Genomic DNA, 17,514 nt, shown 5'->3' with positions numbered 1-17,514 from the left:
AACACCGTCGCCAACGGCGGCACCACCACCACCGCCGACACCGGCTGACCATGCCAGTGCTCACCGTCCGCGGTGATGGTCCCGGGGTTGCCCACGCCCGAACCCCCATAGGTCTCGGCGTCCGTGTTGAGCACCTCCTCCCACTCCCCCGCGAGCGGCAGCCCGAGCCGCACGTCGTGGTGGGGATGGCCGGCGAAGTTGGTGACGCACACCAGGGGGCGGGCCTCCTCGCCGTCCGAGCCCGGCGCGGACCAGCGGATGAAGGAGAACAGGTTGCGGTCACCGTCGTTCTGGTCGATCCACTGGAAACCTGCCGGGTCGTTGTCCTGGCTCCACAGTTCCGGTGCGTTGCGGTACACCATGTTGAGGTCCCGCACGGCCTTCATCAGCCCCTTGTGCTGGAGGTTCTCGGTGAGCCACCAGTCCAGCCCGTGGGATTCCTTCCACTCGGACTCCTGCCCGAACTCGGATCCCATGAAGAGCAGCTGCTTGCCCGGGTGGGCCCACATGAATCCGTAGTAGGCGCGCAGGGATGCCAGTTGCTGCCAGCGGTCACCGGGCATCTTGCGCAGCAGCGAGCCCTTGCCGTGGACCACCTCGTCATGCGAGAGCGGCAGCACGAAATTCTCGCTCCACGCATAGACGAGCGAGAAGGTCATCTCGTTGTGGTGCCAGCGCCGGTTCACCGGGTCCTCGGACATGTACTTGAGCGAGTCGTGCATCCAGCCCATGTTCCACTTCAGGCCGAAGCCGAGCCCGTCCTGGTCGGTCGGTGCCGTGACACCCGAGAACGCGGTGGACTCCTCCGCGACCATGACCGTTCCGGGGTTGCGCTTGTAGGCCGTGGCCGTGGCCTCCTGCAGGAAACTGATCGCCTCGAGGTTGTGGTTGCCCCCGTGGATGTTGGGGATCCATTCCCCGTCCTCCCGGGAGTAGTCGAGGTAGAGCATCGAGGCCACGGCATCCACCCGCAACCCGTCGATGTGGAACTCCTCGAGCCAGTACAGCGCATTGGCCACCAGGAAGTTGCGCACCTCGGTGCGGCCGTAGTCGAACACCAGGGTGCCCCAGTCCGGGTGCTCCCCCTTGCGCGGGTCCGCGTACTCGTAGAGGGGCGTCCCGTCGAACTTCGCCAGCGCCCACTCGTCCTTGGGGAAGTGGGCGGGCACCCAGTCCAGCAGGACGCCGATGCCGGCCTGGTGGAGGCGGTCCACCAGGTACTTGAAGTCGTCCGGGGTGCCGAACCGTGAGGTCGGGGCGTAGTAGCCGGAGACCTGATAGCCCCAGGAACCGCCGAAGGGGTGCTCGGCCACGGGCATGAACTCCACGTGGGTGAACCCCTGCCAGGAGACGTACTCCACGAGCTGCTCGGCCATCTCGCGGTAGCTCAGGCCCGGACGCCAGGACCCGGCGTGCACCTCGTAGATGCTCATCGGCCCGTCGTGCGGGTCCGTGCGCGACCGCTGCTCCATCCAGTCCTGGTCGCCGAACTGGTACCGGGAGTCGTCCACCCTCGAACCGGTCGCCGGGGGCACCTCGGTCCAGCGGGCCATCGGGTCGGCCTTGTCCCGCCAGTGCCCGTCGTGGCCGAGGATCGCGTACTTGTACACGGTCCCGGCGCCGATACCCGGGACGAAGATCTCCCAGATCCCGGAGTCACCCAGGGAGCGCATGGCGTGCTGGTGCCCGTCCCAGCCGTTGAAGTCGCCCTTGACCCGGACGGCCTGGGCGTTGGGGGCCCACACCGCGAAGGAGGTGCCGGTGATCTCGCCCTGGGGGGACGAGTAGTGACGGACCCGGGAGCCCAGGACGGTCCACAGGGTCTCGTGCCGTCCCTCGCGGAAGAGGTGCTGGTCCAGTTCGCCCACCGTGGGCAGGTACCGGTACGGGTCGTCCTGCTCGGTGGCGTCCAGGCCGGGAAAGGACACGAGGATCCGGTACCCCGGTACCTGGCCCGGGTGCGTGGCCGGCAACGTCCCCACCCAGATGCCCTCGACCTCGTGGCGCAGCGGGACCACCGTCCCGTCGTCGGTCCGGACCGACACCTCCTCCGCCATCGGCCGCAGGACGCGGAAGGTGACGGTGCCGGCGTCGTCCAGGTGCGCCCCGAGGACCTCGTGGGGCTGGTGGTACCGGCCGTGCGCGACGGCGGTCAGCACCTCCGCGCGCACCCCCAGGGGGGCGGGGCCCCCGGTCTCTCCCGCGCTGGCTTCGGCGGTGGCGCTCGCGGGTGCCCCGGCGGACGGCGCCGCGGCGGGGGCCGGAGCGTCCGGCGTCGTTGATTCGGTGTTCTCGGCGTGCATGGTGTCCTCCTGGGGTTCACCCTCGATGACTGTCTCCACCGTATCCCGCATGGGCGTGGCTGCCACGGTCCCTGCGGAGGCCGCGCCCCGCCCGAGGGCCCGCCGGACGGCCGCGGCGGGGACCTCGACCCAGTCCGGGCGGTGACGCAGCTCGTAGACCGTCTCGTACAGGGCCTTGTCCAGCAGCAGGGCGGTGAAGACCGTCGAGGCCGTGTCCACCGGTTCTCCCACGGTGCGCCCATAGCCCTCCAGGAAGGCCCGCTGCGTCCCGGCGGTCCACTCCGGGGTCCCGGCCAGCGCACCGGCGTAGTCGAAGGACCGCAGCATCCCGACGACGTCCCGCAGCCGCAGGTCCCAGCCGGAGCGTTCCTCGGCGTCCCGCAGTGGTTCGCCCTCGAAGTCCAGCACCGTCCAGCGGGTCGTGCCGTCGGCGTCGGAGGCGAGGACCTGGCCGAGGTGGTAGTCGGCGTGGATCCGCTGCAGGGGCGGCAGCCCGGCCGCCGCGTCCGCCGAGCGCAGGGAGGTGAGGACCTGCTCCACGCGGTCCGCCAGGTCCTCCCCGATGGTCGCCGCGGCCTCGCGCCAGCCCCACTCGATCCGGGTGGCCAGTTCGGACAGGACCTGGGGCGCCCGGCCGGTGCCGGCGGGCACGGAGCGCGTTCCCAGGGCCCCGGCCAGGGCCAGGTGCAGCCGGCCGGTGGCCTCGCCGATCCCCGTGGCCTCGGCGAGGAAGTCCTCCCCGGCCTCGGCGGCCTCGGTGGCCACCCGCCAGGCGTCCCTCGACCCGGTGATGAACTCGCGCAGGACGCAGGCCTGGCCCGAGACCCACTCCTCCGGCGTGCCGCGCCATCCCACGGTGACCGAGCCGTACGTCACCGGGACCTCGCTGGAGCCGGCGGCGGACAGCGCCAGGCCGATCTCGACGTCGGGGTTGGCGCCGGCGGCCAGGACGCGGAAGAACTTGAGGATCAGCGTGCCGGGACCGGCCTCGATGACGACGGAGGTGTTGGACTGCTCGCCCTGCAGCAACCGGGCCCGCAGGGTGTCGGCGTGGAAGGCGGGCCACTCCTCGAAGCCCGCGTAGGCGTGCCCGGCCGACCGCCGGTCCGCCGTGGGCAGTTCGCGCCGCATCATCTCGAGCCAGGCGGCCACGAACTCCGGGTCGTGGGTGCCGTCGTAGACCCAGCGGGGCCCGGAGGCGCTGTCCCAGCGTCCGATCAGCGCGGCGTCCCCGCCCTCGAGCGGTTCCTCGCGGATGGCCACGGGCACGGACAGGGTCACGGTGTCATCGTCCCGTCCGGCCGTCACCACCTGCAGCTGGAGCTGGACGTCCTCCCGGCTGGCCGTCAGCCGGATCCCGCCGACCCGGTGCAGGTCGAAGGTGCCGCGCACCGGGAACCAGCGCTGGGACGGCAGCCAGGCGGAGAGCAGCTCGGGGAAGGAGGCGGAGGAGTTCTGTTCAGTGGTCATCGGACGCTCCCTGCGGACATCTCGGGGGTGATCACGGGAAGGGCGGTCGTGTAGGGGTTCCGTTTGCCGGCCAGGGCGGTCCGGTCCGTCCCGCCCATCAGGTCCGGCCCGGTGCGCAGGCGCAGCCAGAAGAAACCGTGTCCCGGCAGGGTGACCGGCAGGCGGCCGTCCTCCCCGATGTCCAGGAAGGCCCGGCCACCGAACACGTCCCGCAGGCCCCGCCCCTCGTACCCCGGCACGCTCAGCCACGTGGCCACCGGGTCCGGGGACAGGTTGAACACGCACAGCACGGTCTCGGGGTACAGGTCCTCGTCGTCACTGATCGGCAGGTCCCGGACGAAGGCGAGGACCTGTTCGGCCTCGGCGTCGACCATCGTGAAATCGCCCAGCCCGAAGACGGGGTGGCGCTTGCGCACGGCCAGCGTCTCCCGGACCCAGTGCAGCAGGGAACCGTTCGAGGCCAGCTGTGCCTCCACGTTGACGTGGTTGTAGTGGTAGACGAGGGACTGGATGACCGGCAGGTAGAGCTTGCCGGGGTCGGCGTCGGAGAACCCGGCGTTGCGGTCCGGGTTCCACTGCATCGGGGTGCGTGAGGCATCACGGTCCGGCAGCCAGATGTTGTCCCCCATGCCCAGTTCGTCCCCGTAGTACAGGAACGGCGAGCCCGGCAGGGACAGCAGCAACCCGTGGATCAGCTCGAGCTCGGAGCGGTTGTTGTCCAGCAGGGACGCCAGCCGGCGGCGGATGCCGACGTTGGCGCGCATCCTCGAGTCCGGGGCGTACCAGCCGAGCATGGCCTGGCGCTCCTCGGGCGTGACCATCTCCAGGGTCAGCTCGTCGTGGTTGCGCAGGAAGGTCCCCCACTGCGAGCCGGCCGGGATCTGCGGGGTCTCGGCGATGGCCTCCAGGATGGCGGTGGCCTTGTGGTCGCGCAGCGCGTAGAAGATCTTCGGCATGATCGGGAAGTGGAAGCACATGTGGCACTCCGGGTCCTCCTCGGACCCGAAGTAGTCGACCACGTCCTGCGGTGGCTGGTTGGCCTCGGCGATGATCACCCGGCCCGGGTACTCCGCGTCCACCATGGTCCGCAGGTCCCGCAGGAACACGTGGGTGCGCGGATCGTTCTCGCAGTCCGTGCCGTCCTCCTCGTAGAGGTACGGGATCGCATCGGCGCGGAAGCCGTCCACGCCCATGTCCAGCCAGTACCGGACCACGTCGTAGAGGGCCTCGATCACCGCCGGGTTCTCGAAGTTCAGGTCCGGCTGGTGGGAGAAGAACCGGTGCCAGAAGAACTGCCGGCGCACGGGGTCGAAGCTCCAGTTCGACTCCTCGGTGTCCACGAAGATGATGCGGGCGTCCTCGTACTTCTCGTCCGTGTCGCTCCAGACGTAGAAGTCCCCGTACGGTCCGTCCGGGTCCGATCGGGACTCCTGGAACCAGGGGTGCTGGTCCGAGGTGTGGTTCAGCGGCAGGTCGATGATGACGCGCAGGCCGCGCGCGTGGGCCTCGGCCACGAGCCGCTTGAAGTCGGAGACGGTGCCGAAGTCGTCCAGGACCTCGTAGAAGTCGGCGACGTCGTACCCGCCGTCCCGCAGCGGGGAACGGTAGAACGGCGGCACCCAGAGGCAGTCGACGCCCAGCCACTGCAGGTAGTCCAGCTTGTTGATCAGCCCGTCGAAGTCCCCGGAACCGTCACCGTTGCCGTCGTGGAAGGCCCGGACCAGGACCTCGTAGAACACGGCGGTGCGGAACCAGTTCGGGTCGTGGGAGATCCCGTGGGTGTGGAGCTGGAACGAATTGGCCATCGGGTGCAGTGTCTTCCGTCGTGGGTCGTGCGTCGGTCCGGCGGATCCCCCCGGGGGTCCGCGGCGTGGTCTCTCGGCGCGCGGCGGCCGCTCAGTCGCGACGCACCACGCGCAGCACGTGGGCCGGCTCGACGTGCGGGTCCAACCGGACGTAGTTGTGCGCGGACCACTGCCAGCGGGCGCCGGTGATCAGGTCCTCGACCTCGAAGCGGCCCTCGGCGTCCAGGTCCTGCGGACGCAGGTCCAGCGCGGACAGGTCCAGGTGGGCGGTGGCCTCCTTCACGTCGTGCGGGTTGCAGTTGACCACCACGATGACGGTGTCCGCGTGACCGGGCAGCCCCTCCACCAGCGCCGAGGGATCCTCGACGCCCGGGAAGACGGGGCCGATGTCGGGCAGGTCCTCCGTGCCGGTCGCGGCCGCGGCGTGCCAGCCGGCGGCCCGGTGCCGGCGGGTCTTGGAGAAGACGAGGATGTCCTCGTTGTCCGCCTCGTGCAGGGTCAGGTTCTGCAGGTCCTGGAGGGCTGGGTGGGCCCGGCGGATGTGGTTCAGCCGGGTCAGGTAGGGGGCCAGCGAGCGCCCCTCGGCCTCGGCGGCGGCGTAGTCGCGGGGACGGAACTCGTACTTCTCGTTGTCGATGTACTCCTCCGCGCCCGGACGGGCCACGTGCTCGTACAGCTCGTAGCCGGAGTACATGCCCCACAGGGGGCTGGAGAGCGCGGCGAGCACGGCCCGGATCTTGAAGGCCGCGGGCCCGCCGAACTGCAGGTACTCGGTCAGGATGTCCGGGGTGTTGACGAAGAAGTTCGGCCGGTAGAACGCCGCCGTCTCGGCGGTGACCTCGTGGAGGTACTCGGCGATCTCGTCCCGGGTGTTCCGCCACGTGAAGTAGGAGTAGGACTGCTGGTACCCGGCCCGGCCCAGGGCGTGCATCATGGCCGGGCGGGTGAAGGCCTCGGCGAGGAAGACCACCTCGGGGTGGCGGCGGTGCACCTTGGCGATCAGCCACTCCCAGAACCACAGGGGCTTGGTGTGCGGATTGTCCACGCGGAAGATCTTCACGCCGCGGGCCACCCACAGCTCCACGACCCGCAGCACGGCCCGGCGCAGTCCGCGCGGGTCGTTGTCGAAGTTCAGCGGGTAGATGTCCTGGTACTTCTTCGGCGGGTTCTCCGCGTAGGCGATCGAGCCGTCCACCCGGGTGGTGAACCATTCGGGGTGCTCGGTGACCCACGGGTGGTCCGGGGAGCACTGCAGGGCCAGGTCCAGGGCGACCTCCATGCCCAGCTCCTCCGCGCGGGCGACGAAGCGGCCGAAGTCCTGCACCGTGCCGAGCTCGGGGTGGATCGCGTCGTGGCCACCGTCCTCCGAGCCGATGGCCCACGGCGAGCCCGGGTCCTGCGGCCCGGCGGTGAGGGTGTTGTTGGGTCCCTTGCGGTGGGCGCGGCCGATCGGGTGGATCGGGGGCAGGTAGACGACGTCGAAGCCCATCCGGGCGATCGCCGGGAGCCGCTCGGCCGCCGTCGTGAAATCGCCCGAGGTCCAGGTCCCCGATTCCGGGTGGTAGACCGCGCCCTCGGAGCGGGGGAAGAACTCGTACCAGGCGCCACGGCCGGCCAGGGCGCGCTGCACGTCCAGGGGGTACTCGGTCGAGGGCGAGACGAACTCGCGGATCGGGCGGGCGGCCAGGACCTCCGCCAGGTCCGGGTCATCGGCCGCGGCGAGCCGTTCGGCCACGTCGCGCGCGGTGTCCTCGAGGCCGCGCACGGCGCGGGCCAGGACGGCGCGGTCCGTCTCGGAGCGGTCCGGGTCCTCGGCCGCCCGGCGGAACAGGGCACCGCCCTCGGCCAGCATCAGCTCGACGTCGATCCCCGCCGCGATCTTCACGGTCGCCGCGTGCTGCCAGGTGGCGACGGGGTCGGACCAGCCCTCGATGACGAAGGTGTGCGGACCGGTGTCCACGGGACGCAGGACGGCCCGGTACTCGTCCAGTCCGGGCGCTCCCTCGGTCATGCGCACGCGGTGCACCTCGGACCCGGAGGGTCCGTAGAGCACGGCCGTGGCACCGAGCCGGTCGTGTCCCTCGCGGAACACGGTGGCGCGCACGGGGATGTCCTCTCCCACCACGGCCTTGGCCGGGTGGGCGCCGCAGTCGATGACCGGCTGCACACCCGTGACGGGGATGCGGCCGACCCTGACCTCGGAGCGGAACATCGGGGCAGTGATGGCATTCCTGGAAGCTCCCACGCGGTCGACGTTACCGGTGCGATGCTCGGCTGGCCAACGGCATTTCCGGCGGCGACCGCGCATGACGTGCCCGCGGGGCCCGCGGGGAGAGGATTCAACCGGTGGTCGACCCGGCGTCGGCCGGGCGTCGACCGGGGTTCACCCGGTGCCCGGATCCGGCCGGTGGACCGTGGATAATGAGGGCCTGTGAAGGCTATCCGTCGGTTTACCGTTCGTACCCACCTGCCCGAGTCCATCGCGGGGCTGAGCCGCCTGGCCACCAACCTGCGGTGGTCCTGGCACCCCCAGACCAAGGCCCTGTTCCGGGACCTCGACCCGCAGGCCTGGGACGAGCTGAACCAGGATCCCGTGGCCCTGCTGGGCTCCTTCGACCGGGCCCGGCTCACCGAGCTGGCCGCCGACGAGTCGATCGTGCAGCGGGTGGCCGCGGCCACCCGGGACCTCGACCGCTACCTGTCCGAGGACCGGTGGTTCCAGCACGAGGTCGCCGGCGTGGAGCCGGCGCCCCGGCCGATCGCGTACTTCTCCCCCGAGTTCGGCATCACGGCCGTGCTGCCCCAGTACTCCGGCGGACTGGGCATCCTGGCCGGCGACCACCTCAAGTCCGCCTCGGACCTCGGCGTGCCGGTCATCGGCGTCGGGCTGCTCTACCAGTCCGGGTACTTCAAGCAGTCGCTCTCCCGCGATGCCTGGCAGCAGGAGACCTATCCGGTGCTGGACCCGGACAACCTGCCGCTGACGCTGCTCAAGGAGCAGGACGGCTCGCCGGCGCTGGTGTCCCTGCCGATCCCCGGCAACCGCACCCTGCACGCCCAGGTGTGGCGGGCCGACGTCGGGCGCGTCCCGCTGCTGCTGCTGGACTCCAACGTCCCGGCCAACGACGACACCGCCCGCTCCATCACCGACCGCCTGTACGGCGGCGGCGGTGACCAGCGCCTGCAGCAGGAACTGCTGCTGGGCATGGGCGGGGTGCGGGCGCTGCGGCTGTACTGCCGGCTGACGGGCACGGACGCGCCCAGCGTCTACCACACGAACGAGGGCCACGCCGGGTTCCAGGGCATCGAGCGGATCGAGGAGCTCATGGCCGCCGGGCTGGACTGGGAGGCCGCGCTGTCCTCGGTGCGGGCGTCCACCGTGTTCACCACGCACACCCCCGTGCCCGCCGGCATCGACCGCTTCGACCGGCACCTCGTGGAACAGTTCTTCCGCGCCGGGCTGGCCCCCAGCGTCCCGGTGGAGCGCATCATGGCCCTCGGCGCCGAGGACTACGACGGCGGCAATCCGGACGTGCACAACATGGCCGTCATGGGGCTGCGGCTGGGCCAGCGGGCCAACGGCGTGGCGAAGCTGCACGGCGAGGTCTCGCGCGAGATGTTCAAGGGGCTGTGGCCGGGCTTCGACGCCGACGAGGTGCCGATCAGCTCGATCACCAACGGCGTCCACGCCCCCACCTGGGTGTCCAGCACCGTCTCGGACCGGGCCATCGAGCTGTTCGGCACCTCCGCGGTGGCCGGCCACGACTGGAACCGGGTCTTCGAGGTCCCCGACGAGGAGCTCTGGGAGATGCGCCGGACGCTGCGCCGGGCCCTGATCCAGGACGTCCGGGCCCGGTTGCGGTCCTCGTGGCTCAAGCGCGGTGCCTCGGCGGCCGAGGTGGCCTGGACCGAGAACGTGCTGGACGAGGACGTCATGACCATCGGCTTCGCCCGGCGGGTCCCCACGTACAAGCGCCTGACCCTGATGCTCCGGGACCCGGAGCGGCTCAAGCGGCTGCTGTTGGACCCCGAGCACCCGATCCAGGTCGTGGTGGCCGGCAAGTCGCACCCGGCCGACGAGCAGGGCAAGCTGATGATCCAGGAGATGGTACGGTTCGCCGACGACCCGGAGGTCCGCCACCGGATCGTGTTCCTGCCGAACTACGACATCCAGATGGCCTCCACCCTGATGCCCGGGTGCGACGTGTGGCTGAACAACCCGCTGCGCCCGCTCGAGGCCTGCGGGACCTCCGGCATGAAGGTGGCCATGAACGGCGGGCTGAACCTGTCCGTGCTGGACGGCTGGTGGGACGAGATGTACGACGGAGAGAACGGCTGGGCCATCCCCTCCGCCTCCTCCGCCGCCAGTGCCGAGGAACGGGACGACGTCGAGGCGGCCGCCCTCTACGACCTGCTCGAGACCCAGCTGGTGCCCCGCTTCTACGCCGCCGAGGACTCCGACCAGGCCGGTGCGGCCGGGCCGTCCCGGGCCTCCCGGGACGGCATCCCGCACCAGTGGCTGGCGATGGTCAAGCACACCATGGCCACCCTGGGTCCGGCGATGTCCGCCGACCGGATGGTGCAGGACTACGTCAACGAGCTCTACCGCCCCGCCGCCGCCGCCGGCCGGACCATGGACACCGACGACTACGCGAGGGCCCGCGAGCTGGCGGCCTGGAAGACCCGGGTCCGCGCCGCGTTCGGCCAGGTGACCGTGGAGCACGTGGACTCCCTCGGCGTGCGCGAGGAACCCCAGATCGGCGACGAGCTGCAGGTCTCCGCGTACGTCAGCCTGGGTGACCTGCAGCCGGCCGACGTCTGCGTCCAGGCCGTGTACGGCCGGGTCTCCGCCACCCCCGCCGGCAGCCTGGAGGAGGACCGGCTCCTGGACACGGCCACCCTGGAGCTGGACCCGGCCGAGGACCTGGGCGGGGGCCGGTGGCAGTTCACCGGCTCGCTCGTGATCGACCGTTCCGGCGCCTTCGGCTACTCGGTGCGCGTGCTCCCGCAGCACGAGCTGCTGGCGTCCCCGGCGGAGATGGCCCTGGTGGTCAACGCGGGCTGACCCGCGCTCCCCGCCTGGCCCCGGAGGCCGGTCAGACGGAGTAGACGGAGATCGAGTTGCCCTCGATCATGTCCGTCTCCCCCGGGGAGAACAGGGCGCCGCGGCGCAGGTCGCCGTAGTGGGACGTGGACAGCTGCAGGGTGAACGTCCGCAGGTCCGCTCCGGTCGGGTCCGTGATGCCGCGGAGCTCGTCCGGGGTGGGCAGGTGGAACCAGGACTTGGACAGTCCCCCGTTGAAGACGATCAGCCCCTTGCTCAGCCCGCCGGGGACCCCGACGAGCAGTTGCAGCAGCCGGTGGGACGGGTCCGCCCACTCGTCGTGGGCCATCGGCACGCCCTGGGCGTTGAACCACATCAGGTACCCGGGATCGCGGGCCGGGTACGTGTAGGGCTGCCCGGCCAGGAACTCCTTGCGGATCGCGATCAGCCGGCGCGTGGTGGACAGCATGCGTTGCTGGCGCTCGCCGAGGTCCCAGTCGGTCCAGGAGATCTCGTTGTTCTGGCAGTAGGCGTTGTTGTTCCCCCGCTGGGTCCTGCCGATCTCGTCCCCGGCCGTGATCAGGGGGACCCCGAGGGAGAGCATGAGCGTGGCCATCAGGTTCCGGGCCGTCTGGGACCGGGAGTCGCGGATGTCCTCGTCATCGGTCGGCCCCTCCACCCCGTGGTTGTAGGACCGGTTGTGCGAGTTGCCGTCCCGGTTGTCCTCCCCGTTGGCCTCGTTGTGCTTCTCGTTGTAGGAGACCAGGTCCCGCAGGGTGAAGCCGTCGTGCGTGGTGACGATGTTCACCGAGGCCAGGGCGGACCGTCCGGACCCGGCGAACAGGGCGGCGGAGCCGGCCAGGCAGTCGGCCAGCCGGGCGGTGGACCCCCCGGCGCCGCCGTGCTCCATGGCGCCGCGGTCGGCCACCCAGAAGTCCCGCACCACGTCGCGGAAGCGGTCGTTCCAGTCCGCCCAGCCGAGGGGGAAGTTGCCGGTCTGCCACCCGCCGATGCCCACGTCCCAGGGCTCGGCGATCAGCTTGGTCCCCGCCAGCACGGGGTCGGCCTGGGCGGCCACGAGGAACGGGTGGTCGCTGGTGAAGTGGTGGGCGCCGTCCCGGCACATCGTCACGGCGAGGTCGAAGCGGAAGCCGTCCACCTGGAAGTCGCTCACCCAGCGCCGCAAGGAGTCCAGGGCCATCCGGACCACCTGGGGGTCGCTGAAGTCCAGTGAGTTCCCGCAGCCGGTGGTGTCCAGGTAGCGGCCCATGGCGTCATGGCGGTAGTAGTGCCGCTCCCCCAGCCCACGCCAGCAGAAGACCGGGCCGCCGGGCCCCTCCTCCGCGGTGTGGTTGTAGACGACGTCCAGGATCACCTCGATCCCGGCCGCGTGCAGCAGCTTGACCATGCCCTTGACCTCGTCCTGCACGGCCCGGGGTCCGGCCGCCTGCGCGGCGGCGGTCGCGTAACCGGGGTGCGGCCCGAAGAAGCTGACGGTGTTGTAACCCCAGTAGTTCTCCAGGCCCAGGCGCTCGAGGTGGGACTCGTCCCGGTGGTGGTGGATGGGCAGCAGCTCGACGGCGGTGACCCCCAGGTTCCTCAGGTACTCCACCATGACGGGGTGGGCCAGTCCGGCGTAGGTCCCCCGCAGCTCCTCCGGGATCCCGGGGTGCAGCTTGGTCTGGCCGATGACGTGGGCCTCGTAGACGACCGTGTCCCGCAGCGGAACGTGCGGCTTCTGGACGCCGCCCCAGTCGAAGTCCGGGGGAACCCGCGCCGACCAGTACCGGCCCTCGCGCTCCACGACGGCGTCCCCGTACGGATCGATCAGCAACTGCGGCAGGGCATGCACCTTGCCCGAGGACCGCCTGCGCACCTTCCAGACCCCGGGAATGCGCCGGTCACGGGCGACGAAGGCGTAGAGGCTTCCATACCCGAGCCCGGGGATCGTCCCGTGGTGGACGTGGTCCGTGACGTCGTACAGGGGTGCACGGCGCACGTCGGCCGAGGTGGGGACGGCGTCCGGCGGGAAGTCCGGATCGGTGAAGACGACGTCCACCGCGGACAGGCCGGGCGCGTACACGGCCACGTTGGCCGCCCCGGGGACCTCCACCACGCCGGGTACGGAGTCGGCCACGCCCAGGGGGAACGCCCGGGACCGGTGGCCACTGACGCCGCGCAGCCCGGCCGGTATGCCCCCGCCAGGCCGAGGAGTCATGGGCATCAGGAGGTTTCCTCCTGGACCGCCCCCTCGGCAGCCGGCCGGTGCCCGGACCGCTGGACGGCGATCTCGTACAGCGAGATCCCCACGGCCATCGAGGCGTTCAGGGATTCCATGTCCGAGGCGATCGGGATGGAGACGATCTGGTCGCAGTTCTCCCGGACCAGCCGGGACAGGCCCTTGCCCTCCGAGCCGACCACCAGGCACACCGGCTCCGTGGCCAGCGGCAGCCCGGGCAGGGACTGGTCGCCACCGCCGTCGAGGCCGAGGACGAAGATGCCCAGCTTCTTGAACTCCTGCAGGGCGGTGTTGAGGTTGCCGGCCTGCGCCACGGGGACGCGCACCGCGGCACCGGCCGAGGTCTTCCAGGCGGTGGCGGTCACGCCCACCGACCGGCGGGAGGGCACCACGACGCCGTCCGCGGAGAACGCGGAGGCGGAACGGATGATGGCGCCCAGGTTCCGCGGATCCGTGATCCCGTCCAGGGCGATGAGCAGCGGCGGGGCCGCCTGGTAGCCCTTCTCCCACTCCTGTACGGCCTGCCGGGCGAGGCTGAGCGCATCGGCGTACTCGTAGGGCGGCACCTGCAGGACGAGGCCCTGGTGGATGGCGTCGTCCGTCATCCGGTCCAGTTCGGCCTTGCTGTTCTCGAGCACCGGCACGCCGCGCTCCGCGGCGAGCTTGAGGGCCTCCCGGACCCGCTCGTCCATCTCCACCCGGGTGGCCACGTGCAACGCCTTGGCCGGGATGGAGGCGCGCAGGGCCTCGACCACGGAGTTCCGCCCGGCCACGGTCTCGTCACCGTGGCGGGAACGGGTGTTGCGCGTCCCGCCGCGCTTGGCCGAGGAACGCTCGGCCAGCTGCTTGGTCCGGTGGGCCTTGTGGTAGACGCGGTCCTCGGCCTTGGGCGTGGGGCCCTTGCCCTCCAGCGCCTTCCGGCCGTGTCCACCGGTGCCCTTCAGGGGGCCCTTCTTCCCGCTGTTGCCGCGGGAGGATCCGGAGCGTGGTGCTGCGGCCATGTCGGTGGTGCCTTTCTGGCGAGGGAGGGGACGGCCCCAGTCTACGGCCCCGCACCACCGGGACCGGCCCTACTGCAGGGACCAGCGGGCGCCGTCGGCGGAGTCCTCCACCACGACGCCGGCCGCGGCCAGGGTGTCCCGGATGGCGTCCGCGGTGGTCCAGTCCTTGGCGGCCCGGGCCGCGGCCCGGGCGTCGAGCTGGGCGCGGATGAGGGTGTCGAGGGCGTGCTGCGCCGCCGGGTCGGTCCCGGCCTGGGGCTCGGGGACGTCGTCGAGGCCCAGGACCTCCACCATGGACTGGACGTCCGCGTAGTGCTCCTCGACCGCCGCCACGTCCCCGGCGGCCAGCGCGGTGTTGCCGGCCCGGACGGAGTCGTGCAGGACGGCCAGGGCCTGCGGGACGTTGAGGTCGTCCTCCATGGCGGTGCGGAAGGCCGGCGGCACGCTGCTGAACGCGGCCACGTAGACGGCCTCCACGGCCTGGCCGCCCTGGGCGGCCGCGGCCTCCTCGCGCTGCAGCTGGGCATCGGCCACCACGTCGGCGCCGCGGTCCAGGAAGGCCTCGATCCGCTCCACGGCGGCCTCCGCCTCCTGCAGGGACGTCGGGCGGTAGTCCAGCGGGGAGCGGTAATGGGCCTGGCCCAGGAAGTACCGGACCGCCTTGGGCCGGGCCAGGGAGAGCATCTCCTCCGGGGAGATCGTGTTGCCCACCGACTTGGACATCTTCTCGCCCTCGTAGGTGACCATGCCGTTGTGCAGCCAGAAGTTCGCGAACCCGTCCCCGGCGGCGGCCGACTGGGCCAGCTCGTTCTCGTGGTGCGGGAAGCGCAGGTCCAGTCCCCCGCCGTGGATGTCGAACCGGGACCCCAGGTACTTGGTTGCCATCGCCGAGCACTCCAGATGCCAGCCCGGCCGGCCGCGACCCCACGGTGACTGCCAGGTCGCGGTCCGGGGGTCGGAGTCCTTGGCCCCCTTCCACAGCGCGAAGTCGCGGGGATCGCGCTTGCCGCGCGGGTCGGCGTCGGGCGCGTCCTGCATGTCCTCCACCCGCTGGCGGGTGAGCTCGCCGTAGGCGGTCCAGGAGCGCACGTCGAAGTACACGTCCCCCGAGCCGTCGGCGGCCGGGTAGGCGTGGCCGGCGTCCACGAGGCGCTGGATGAGCTCGAACATCTCGGGGATGTGCCCGGTGGCCCGCGGCTCGTAGGTGGGCCGGCGGACCCCGAGCGTGGCGTAGGCCCGGGCGAACTCCTGTTCGAAGCGGTAGGCGAGGGCGAACCACGGCTCCTCGGCGGGGTAGAGGTCGTCCTCCTCGAAGTCCGGCGCGTAGGAGGCGGCGGACTTCTCCAGGATCTTGTCGTCGATGTCCGTGACGTTGCGGACGGACGTGACCCGCAACCCGGTGTGCTCGAGCCAGCGGACCAGGATGTCGAAGACGATCGCCGAGCGCACGTGGCCCACGTGGGGCATGCCCTGCACGGTGGCACCGCAGTAATAGAGGGAGACCTCGCCCTCGGTCAGGGGGACGAAGTCCCGTACCGTCGCGGTCCTGGTGTCATAGAAGCGTTGTGCCACGGTGAGACTCTAGTGCAGCCGGTAGACCAGGGCGGTGGCCACCGCGGCCAGCCCCTCCCCGCGCCCGGTGAACCCGAGTGCGTCCGTGGTGGTGCCGGAGACCGCCACCGGCGCACCGGCCGCCTCGGACAGCACCCGTTCGGCCTCGGCGCGGCGCGTCCCGACCTTCGGCCGGTTGCCGATCAGCTGGACGGACGCGTTGCCGACCCCGAAGCCGGCCTCCCGGACCAGTCGCGAGGCCTCGGCGAGCAGCGTGGTCCCGGCAGCCCCGGACCATTCCGGGCGCGAGGTCCCGAAGTGCTGTCCCAGGTCACCGATCCCGGCGGCGGAGAACAGGGCGTCGCACAGCGCGTGGGCGACCACGTCCCCGTCCGAGTGCCCGGAGAGGCCGGGCTCGCCGGGCCAGTGCAGGCCGGCCACCCACAGCGGGCGGTCCGCGCCCTCCGGGGCGAAGGCGTGGACGTCGGTCCCGATCCCGGTACGGGGCAGGATCGGGGGCTCTCGGTCGGTCATCGGTCCTCCTGCAGCAGGGCCCTGGCCAGCACCAGGTCCAGGGGCGTGGTCACCTTGAACCCCAGCGGGTCACCGGGCACCACGGCGACCCGGTGTCCGGCCGCCTCCATCACCATCGCGTCATCGGTCAGCGCGGGACCACCGGCGGCCGCACGGTGCGCGGCCTCCAGGGCGGTCAGGTCGAATCCCTGGGGGGTCTGGACGGCGCGCAGCGTCGACCGCGACGGGGTCCCGGTCACCCATTCCGGTTCGTGGTCCGGGCCGGACCCCTCCTCGGTGTCCGGTGCGGCCCGTTCTCCGGGAGCGCCCGGCACGGAGACGGTCTTGATGGTGTCCACCACGGGCAGGCCGGGCACGACGGCGGCCGCGCCGGCCTCCAGCGCGGCGGTCACCGCGCGGAACACCGCCGGGGGGACGAACGGGCGGGCGGCGTCGTGGACGAGGACGGCGTGGCGGCCGAACGGGCCGGCCGTGCTCTCCGCCACGGCACCGGCACGGACCGCCGCGAGTCCGGCGCGCACCGAGTCGGCGCGCTCGGCTCCGCCCGGCACGGTCTGCACGGTCAGCCCGGTCCGTGCGGCAAAGTCCCGGCACACCTGTTCCAGCGGTTCGGCGGCGTGGGCGTCGGGGGGCACGACCACCACGATCCCGGCCAGGTCGAGGGCGGCCGCATCAGCGGCGCTCGCCACCGAGTCCAGGCAGTGCTGCAGCAGGCTGCGGCCGTCGCCGAGGTCCACCAGTGCCTTGTGCAGGCCGGCCTGCAGGCGGGAGCCGCTTCCGGCGGCCACGATCAACAGGGTCGAACGCATGCTGTCAGTCTAGGTTCAGTCCGCCCGCTCGCCGGACCGGGCCGGCTCGGCGATCGGGGTCTGACCGGGGCCGGGACGCAATCGGCGCGAGAGGCTGCGAGGCCGCCGCGCCTCAGGCGGCGAGGGTCTCGTCCAGCAGCTCGGTGGCCTCGTCCTCGGAGGTCTTCTTGGCCAGGGCCAGCTCCGAGACGAGCACCTGGCGGGCCTTGGCCAGCATGCGCTTCTCCCCGGCGGACAGTCCGCGGTCCTGGTCCCGGCGCCACAGGTCGCGCACGACCTCGGCCACCTTGATGACGTCCCCGGAGGCCAGCTTCTCGAGGTTGGCCTTGTAGCGGCGCGACCAGTTGGTGGGCTCCTCGGTGAACTCCGCCTGGAGCACGCGGAAGACCTCCTCGAGGCCCTCACCGTCCACGATGTCCCGCACGCCGACGAGGTCCACGTTCTCCGCCGGCACCTCGATCGTCAGGTCGCCCTGGGCCACCTTCAGCTTGAGGTACATCTTCTCTTCACCCTTGACGGTGCGCATCTTGATCTCTTCGATCCGGGCCGCACCGTGGTGGGGGTAAACAACAGTTTCTCCGACCTCAAAAACCATGTGAGTGGTCCCCTTTCACTCCGGCAAAGTTTACCACGTCACATTTTCGGGGCGCGTGTCGATGCTTGCGCCCGCGGCGGAAACGGACACAATTCTCCCTCGCCGGATCGCCCCCCACCGCGTCACGCCCCCGTCGCGCAGCGGGAGGGGAGGGGGCCGGTAC

The 17,514-nt window shown here is 71.4% G+C and carries 10 protein-coding genes; 1 reads left to right on the top strand and 9 read right to left on the bottom strand.

Features of this window, described 5'->3' with window-relative positions; all coding sequences use genetic code 11:
• From glgB to PLJ28_RS10880, 3 genes are all read right to left on the bottom strand, one after another.
• Positions 1-3,773: 1,4-alpha-glucan branching protein GlgB (gene glgB / locus PLJ28_RS10890; protein ID WP_298044454.1), on the bottom strand; the 3,773-nt coding region annotated here is incomplete at its 3' end.
• A complete protein-coding gene (treS, locus tag PLJ28_RS10885; protein WP_183523345.1) occupies positions 3,770-5,578 on the bottom strand; it encodes a maltose alpha-D-glucosyltransferase in 1,809 nt (602 codons plus the stop codon). The genes glgB and treS, both read right to left, overlap by 4 nt.
• 91 nt (positions 5,579-5,669) lie before the next feature.
• Positions 5,670-7,790: an alpha-1,4-glucan--maltose-1-phosphate maltosyltransferase gene (locus PLJ28_RS10880; RefSeq protein ID WP_324590114.1), complete on the bottom strand. Its 2,121-nt coding sequence runs from the start codon at positions 7,788-7,790 to the stop codon at positions 5,670-5,672.
• Between the two features lie 219 nt (positions 7,791-8,009).
• On the opposite strand from PLJ28_RS10880, the gene glgP reads away from it, so the two are divergent.
• Positions 8,010-10,643: an alpha-glucan family phosphorylase gene (gene glgP / locus PLJ28_RS10875; RefSeq protein ID WP_298044448.1), complete on the top strand. Its 2,634-nt coding sequence runs from the start codon at positions 8,010-8,012 to the stop codon at positions 10,641-10,643.
• Between the two features lie 31 nt (positions 10,644-10,674).
• Here the strand turns inward: glgP and glgX are convergent, their stop codons facing one another.
• The 6 genes from glgX to PLJ28_RS10845 all read right to left on the bottom strand — a co-directional run bounded on the left by glgX (position 10,675) and on the right by PLJ28_RS10845 (position 17,351).
• Positions 10,675-12,840 (bottom strand): glycogen debranching protein GlgX, encoded by a 2,166-nt coding sequence (gene glgX, locus PLJ28_RS10870; RefSeq protein ID WP_370577156.1) that lies wholly within the window; start codon positions 12,838-12,840, stop codon positions 10,675-10,677.
• Positions 12,841-12,845: 5 nt separating this feature from the next.
• Positions 12,846-13,862: a 23S rRNA (guanosine(2251)-2'-O)-methyltransferase RlmB gene (rlmB, locus tag PLJ28_RS10865; RefSeq protein ID WP_183523339.1), complete on the bottom strand. Its 1,017-nt coding sequence runs from the start codon at positions 13,860-13,862 to the stop codon at positions 12,846-12,848.
• A gap of 69 nt (positions 13,863-13,931) precedes the next feature.
• Positions 13,932-15,434, bottom strand: coding sequence for a cysteine--tRNA ligase (gene cysS / locus PLJ28_RS10860; RefSeq protein WP_183523337.1), 1,503 nt, complete (start codon positions 15,432-15,434; stop codon positions 13,932-13,934).
• Positions 15,435-15,443: 9 nt separating this feature from the next.
• The gene (ispF, locus tag PLJ28_RS10855) at positions 15,444-15,947 is read right to left on the bottom strand and encodes a 2-C-methyl-D-erythritol 2,4-cyclodiphosphate synthase (protein ID WP_183523335.1); all 504 of its coding nucleotides are present in this window, start codon (positions 15,945-15,947) and stop codon (positions 15,444-15,446) included.
• A complete protein-coding gene (locus PLJ28_RS10850; RefSeq protein WP_183523333.1) occupies positions 15,944-16,756 on the bottom strand; it encodes an IspD/TarI family cytidylyltransferase in 813 nt (270 codons plus the stop codon). The genes ispF and PLJ28_RS10850 overlap by 4 nt, the downstream gene beginning before the upstream one ends.
• A gap of 112 nt (positions 16,757-16,868) precedes the next feature.
• Positions 16,869-17,351, bottom strand: a complete 483-nt coding sequence (locus PLJ28_RS10845; RefSeq protein WP_029139081.1) for a CarD family transcriptional regulator — start codon at positions 17,349-17,351, stop codon at positions 16,869-16,871.
• Positions 17,352-17,514 lie beyond the last annotated feature (163 nt).

The sequence above is a fragment of the Citricoccus sp. genome, assembly GCF_035445025.1.
Lineage (GTDB): Bacteria > Actinomycetota > Actinomycetes > Actinomycetales > Micrococcaceae > Citricoccus.
This window is presented reverse-complemented; position numbering and strand designations above follow the sequence as displayed.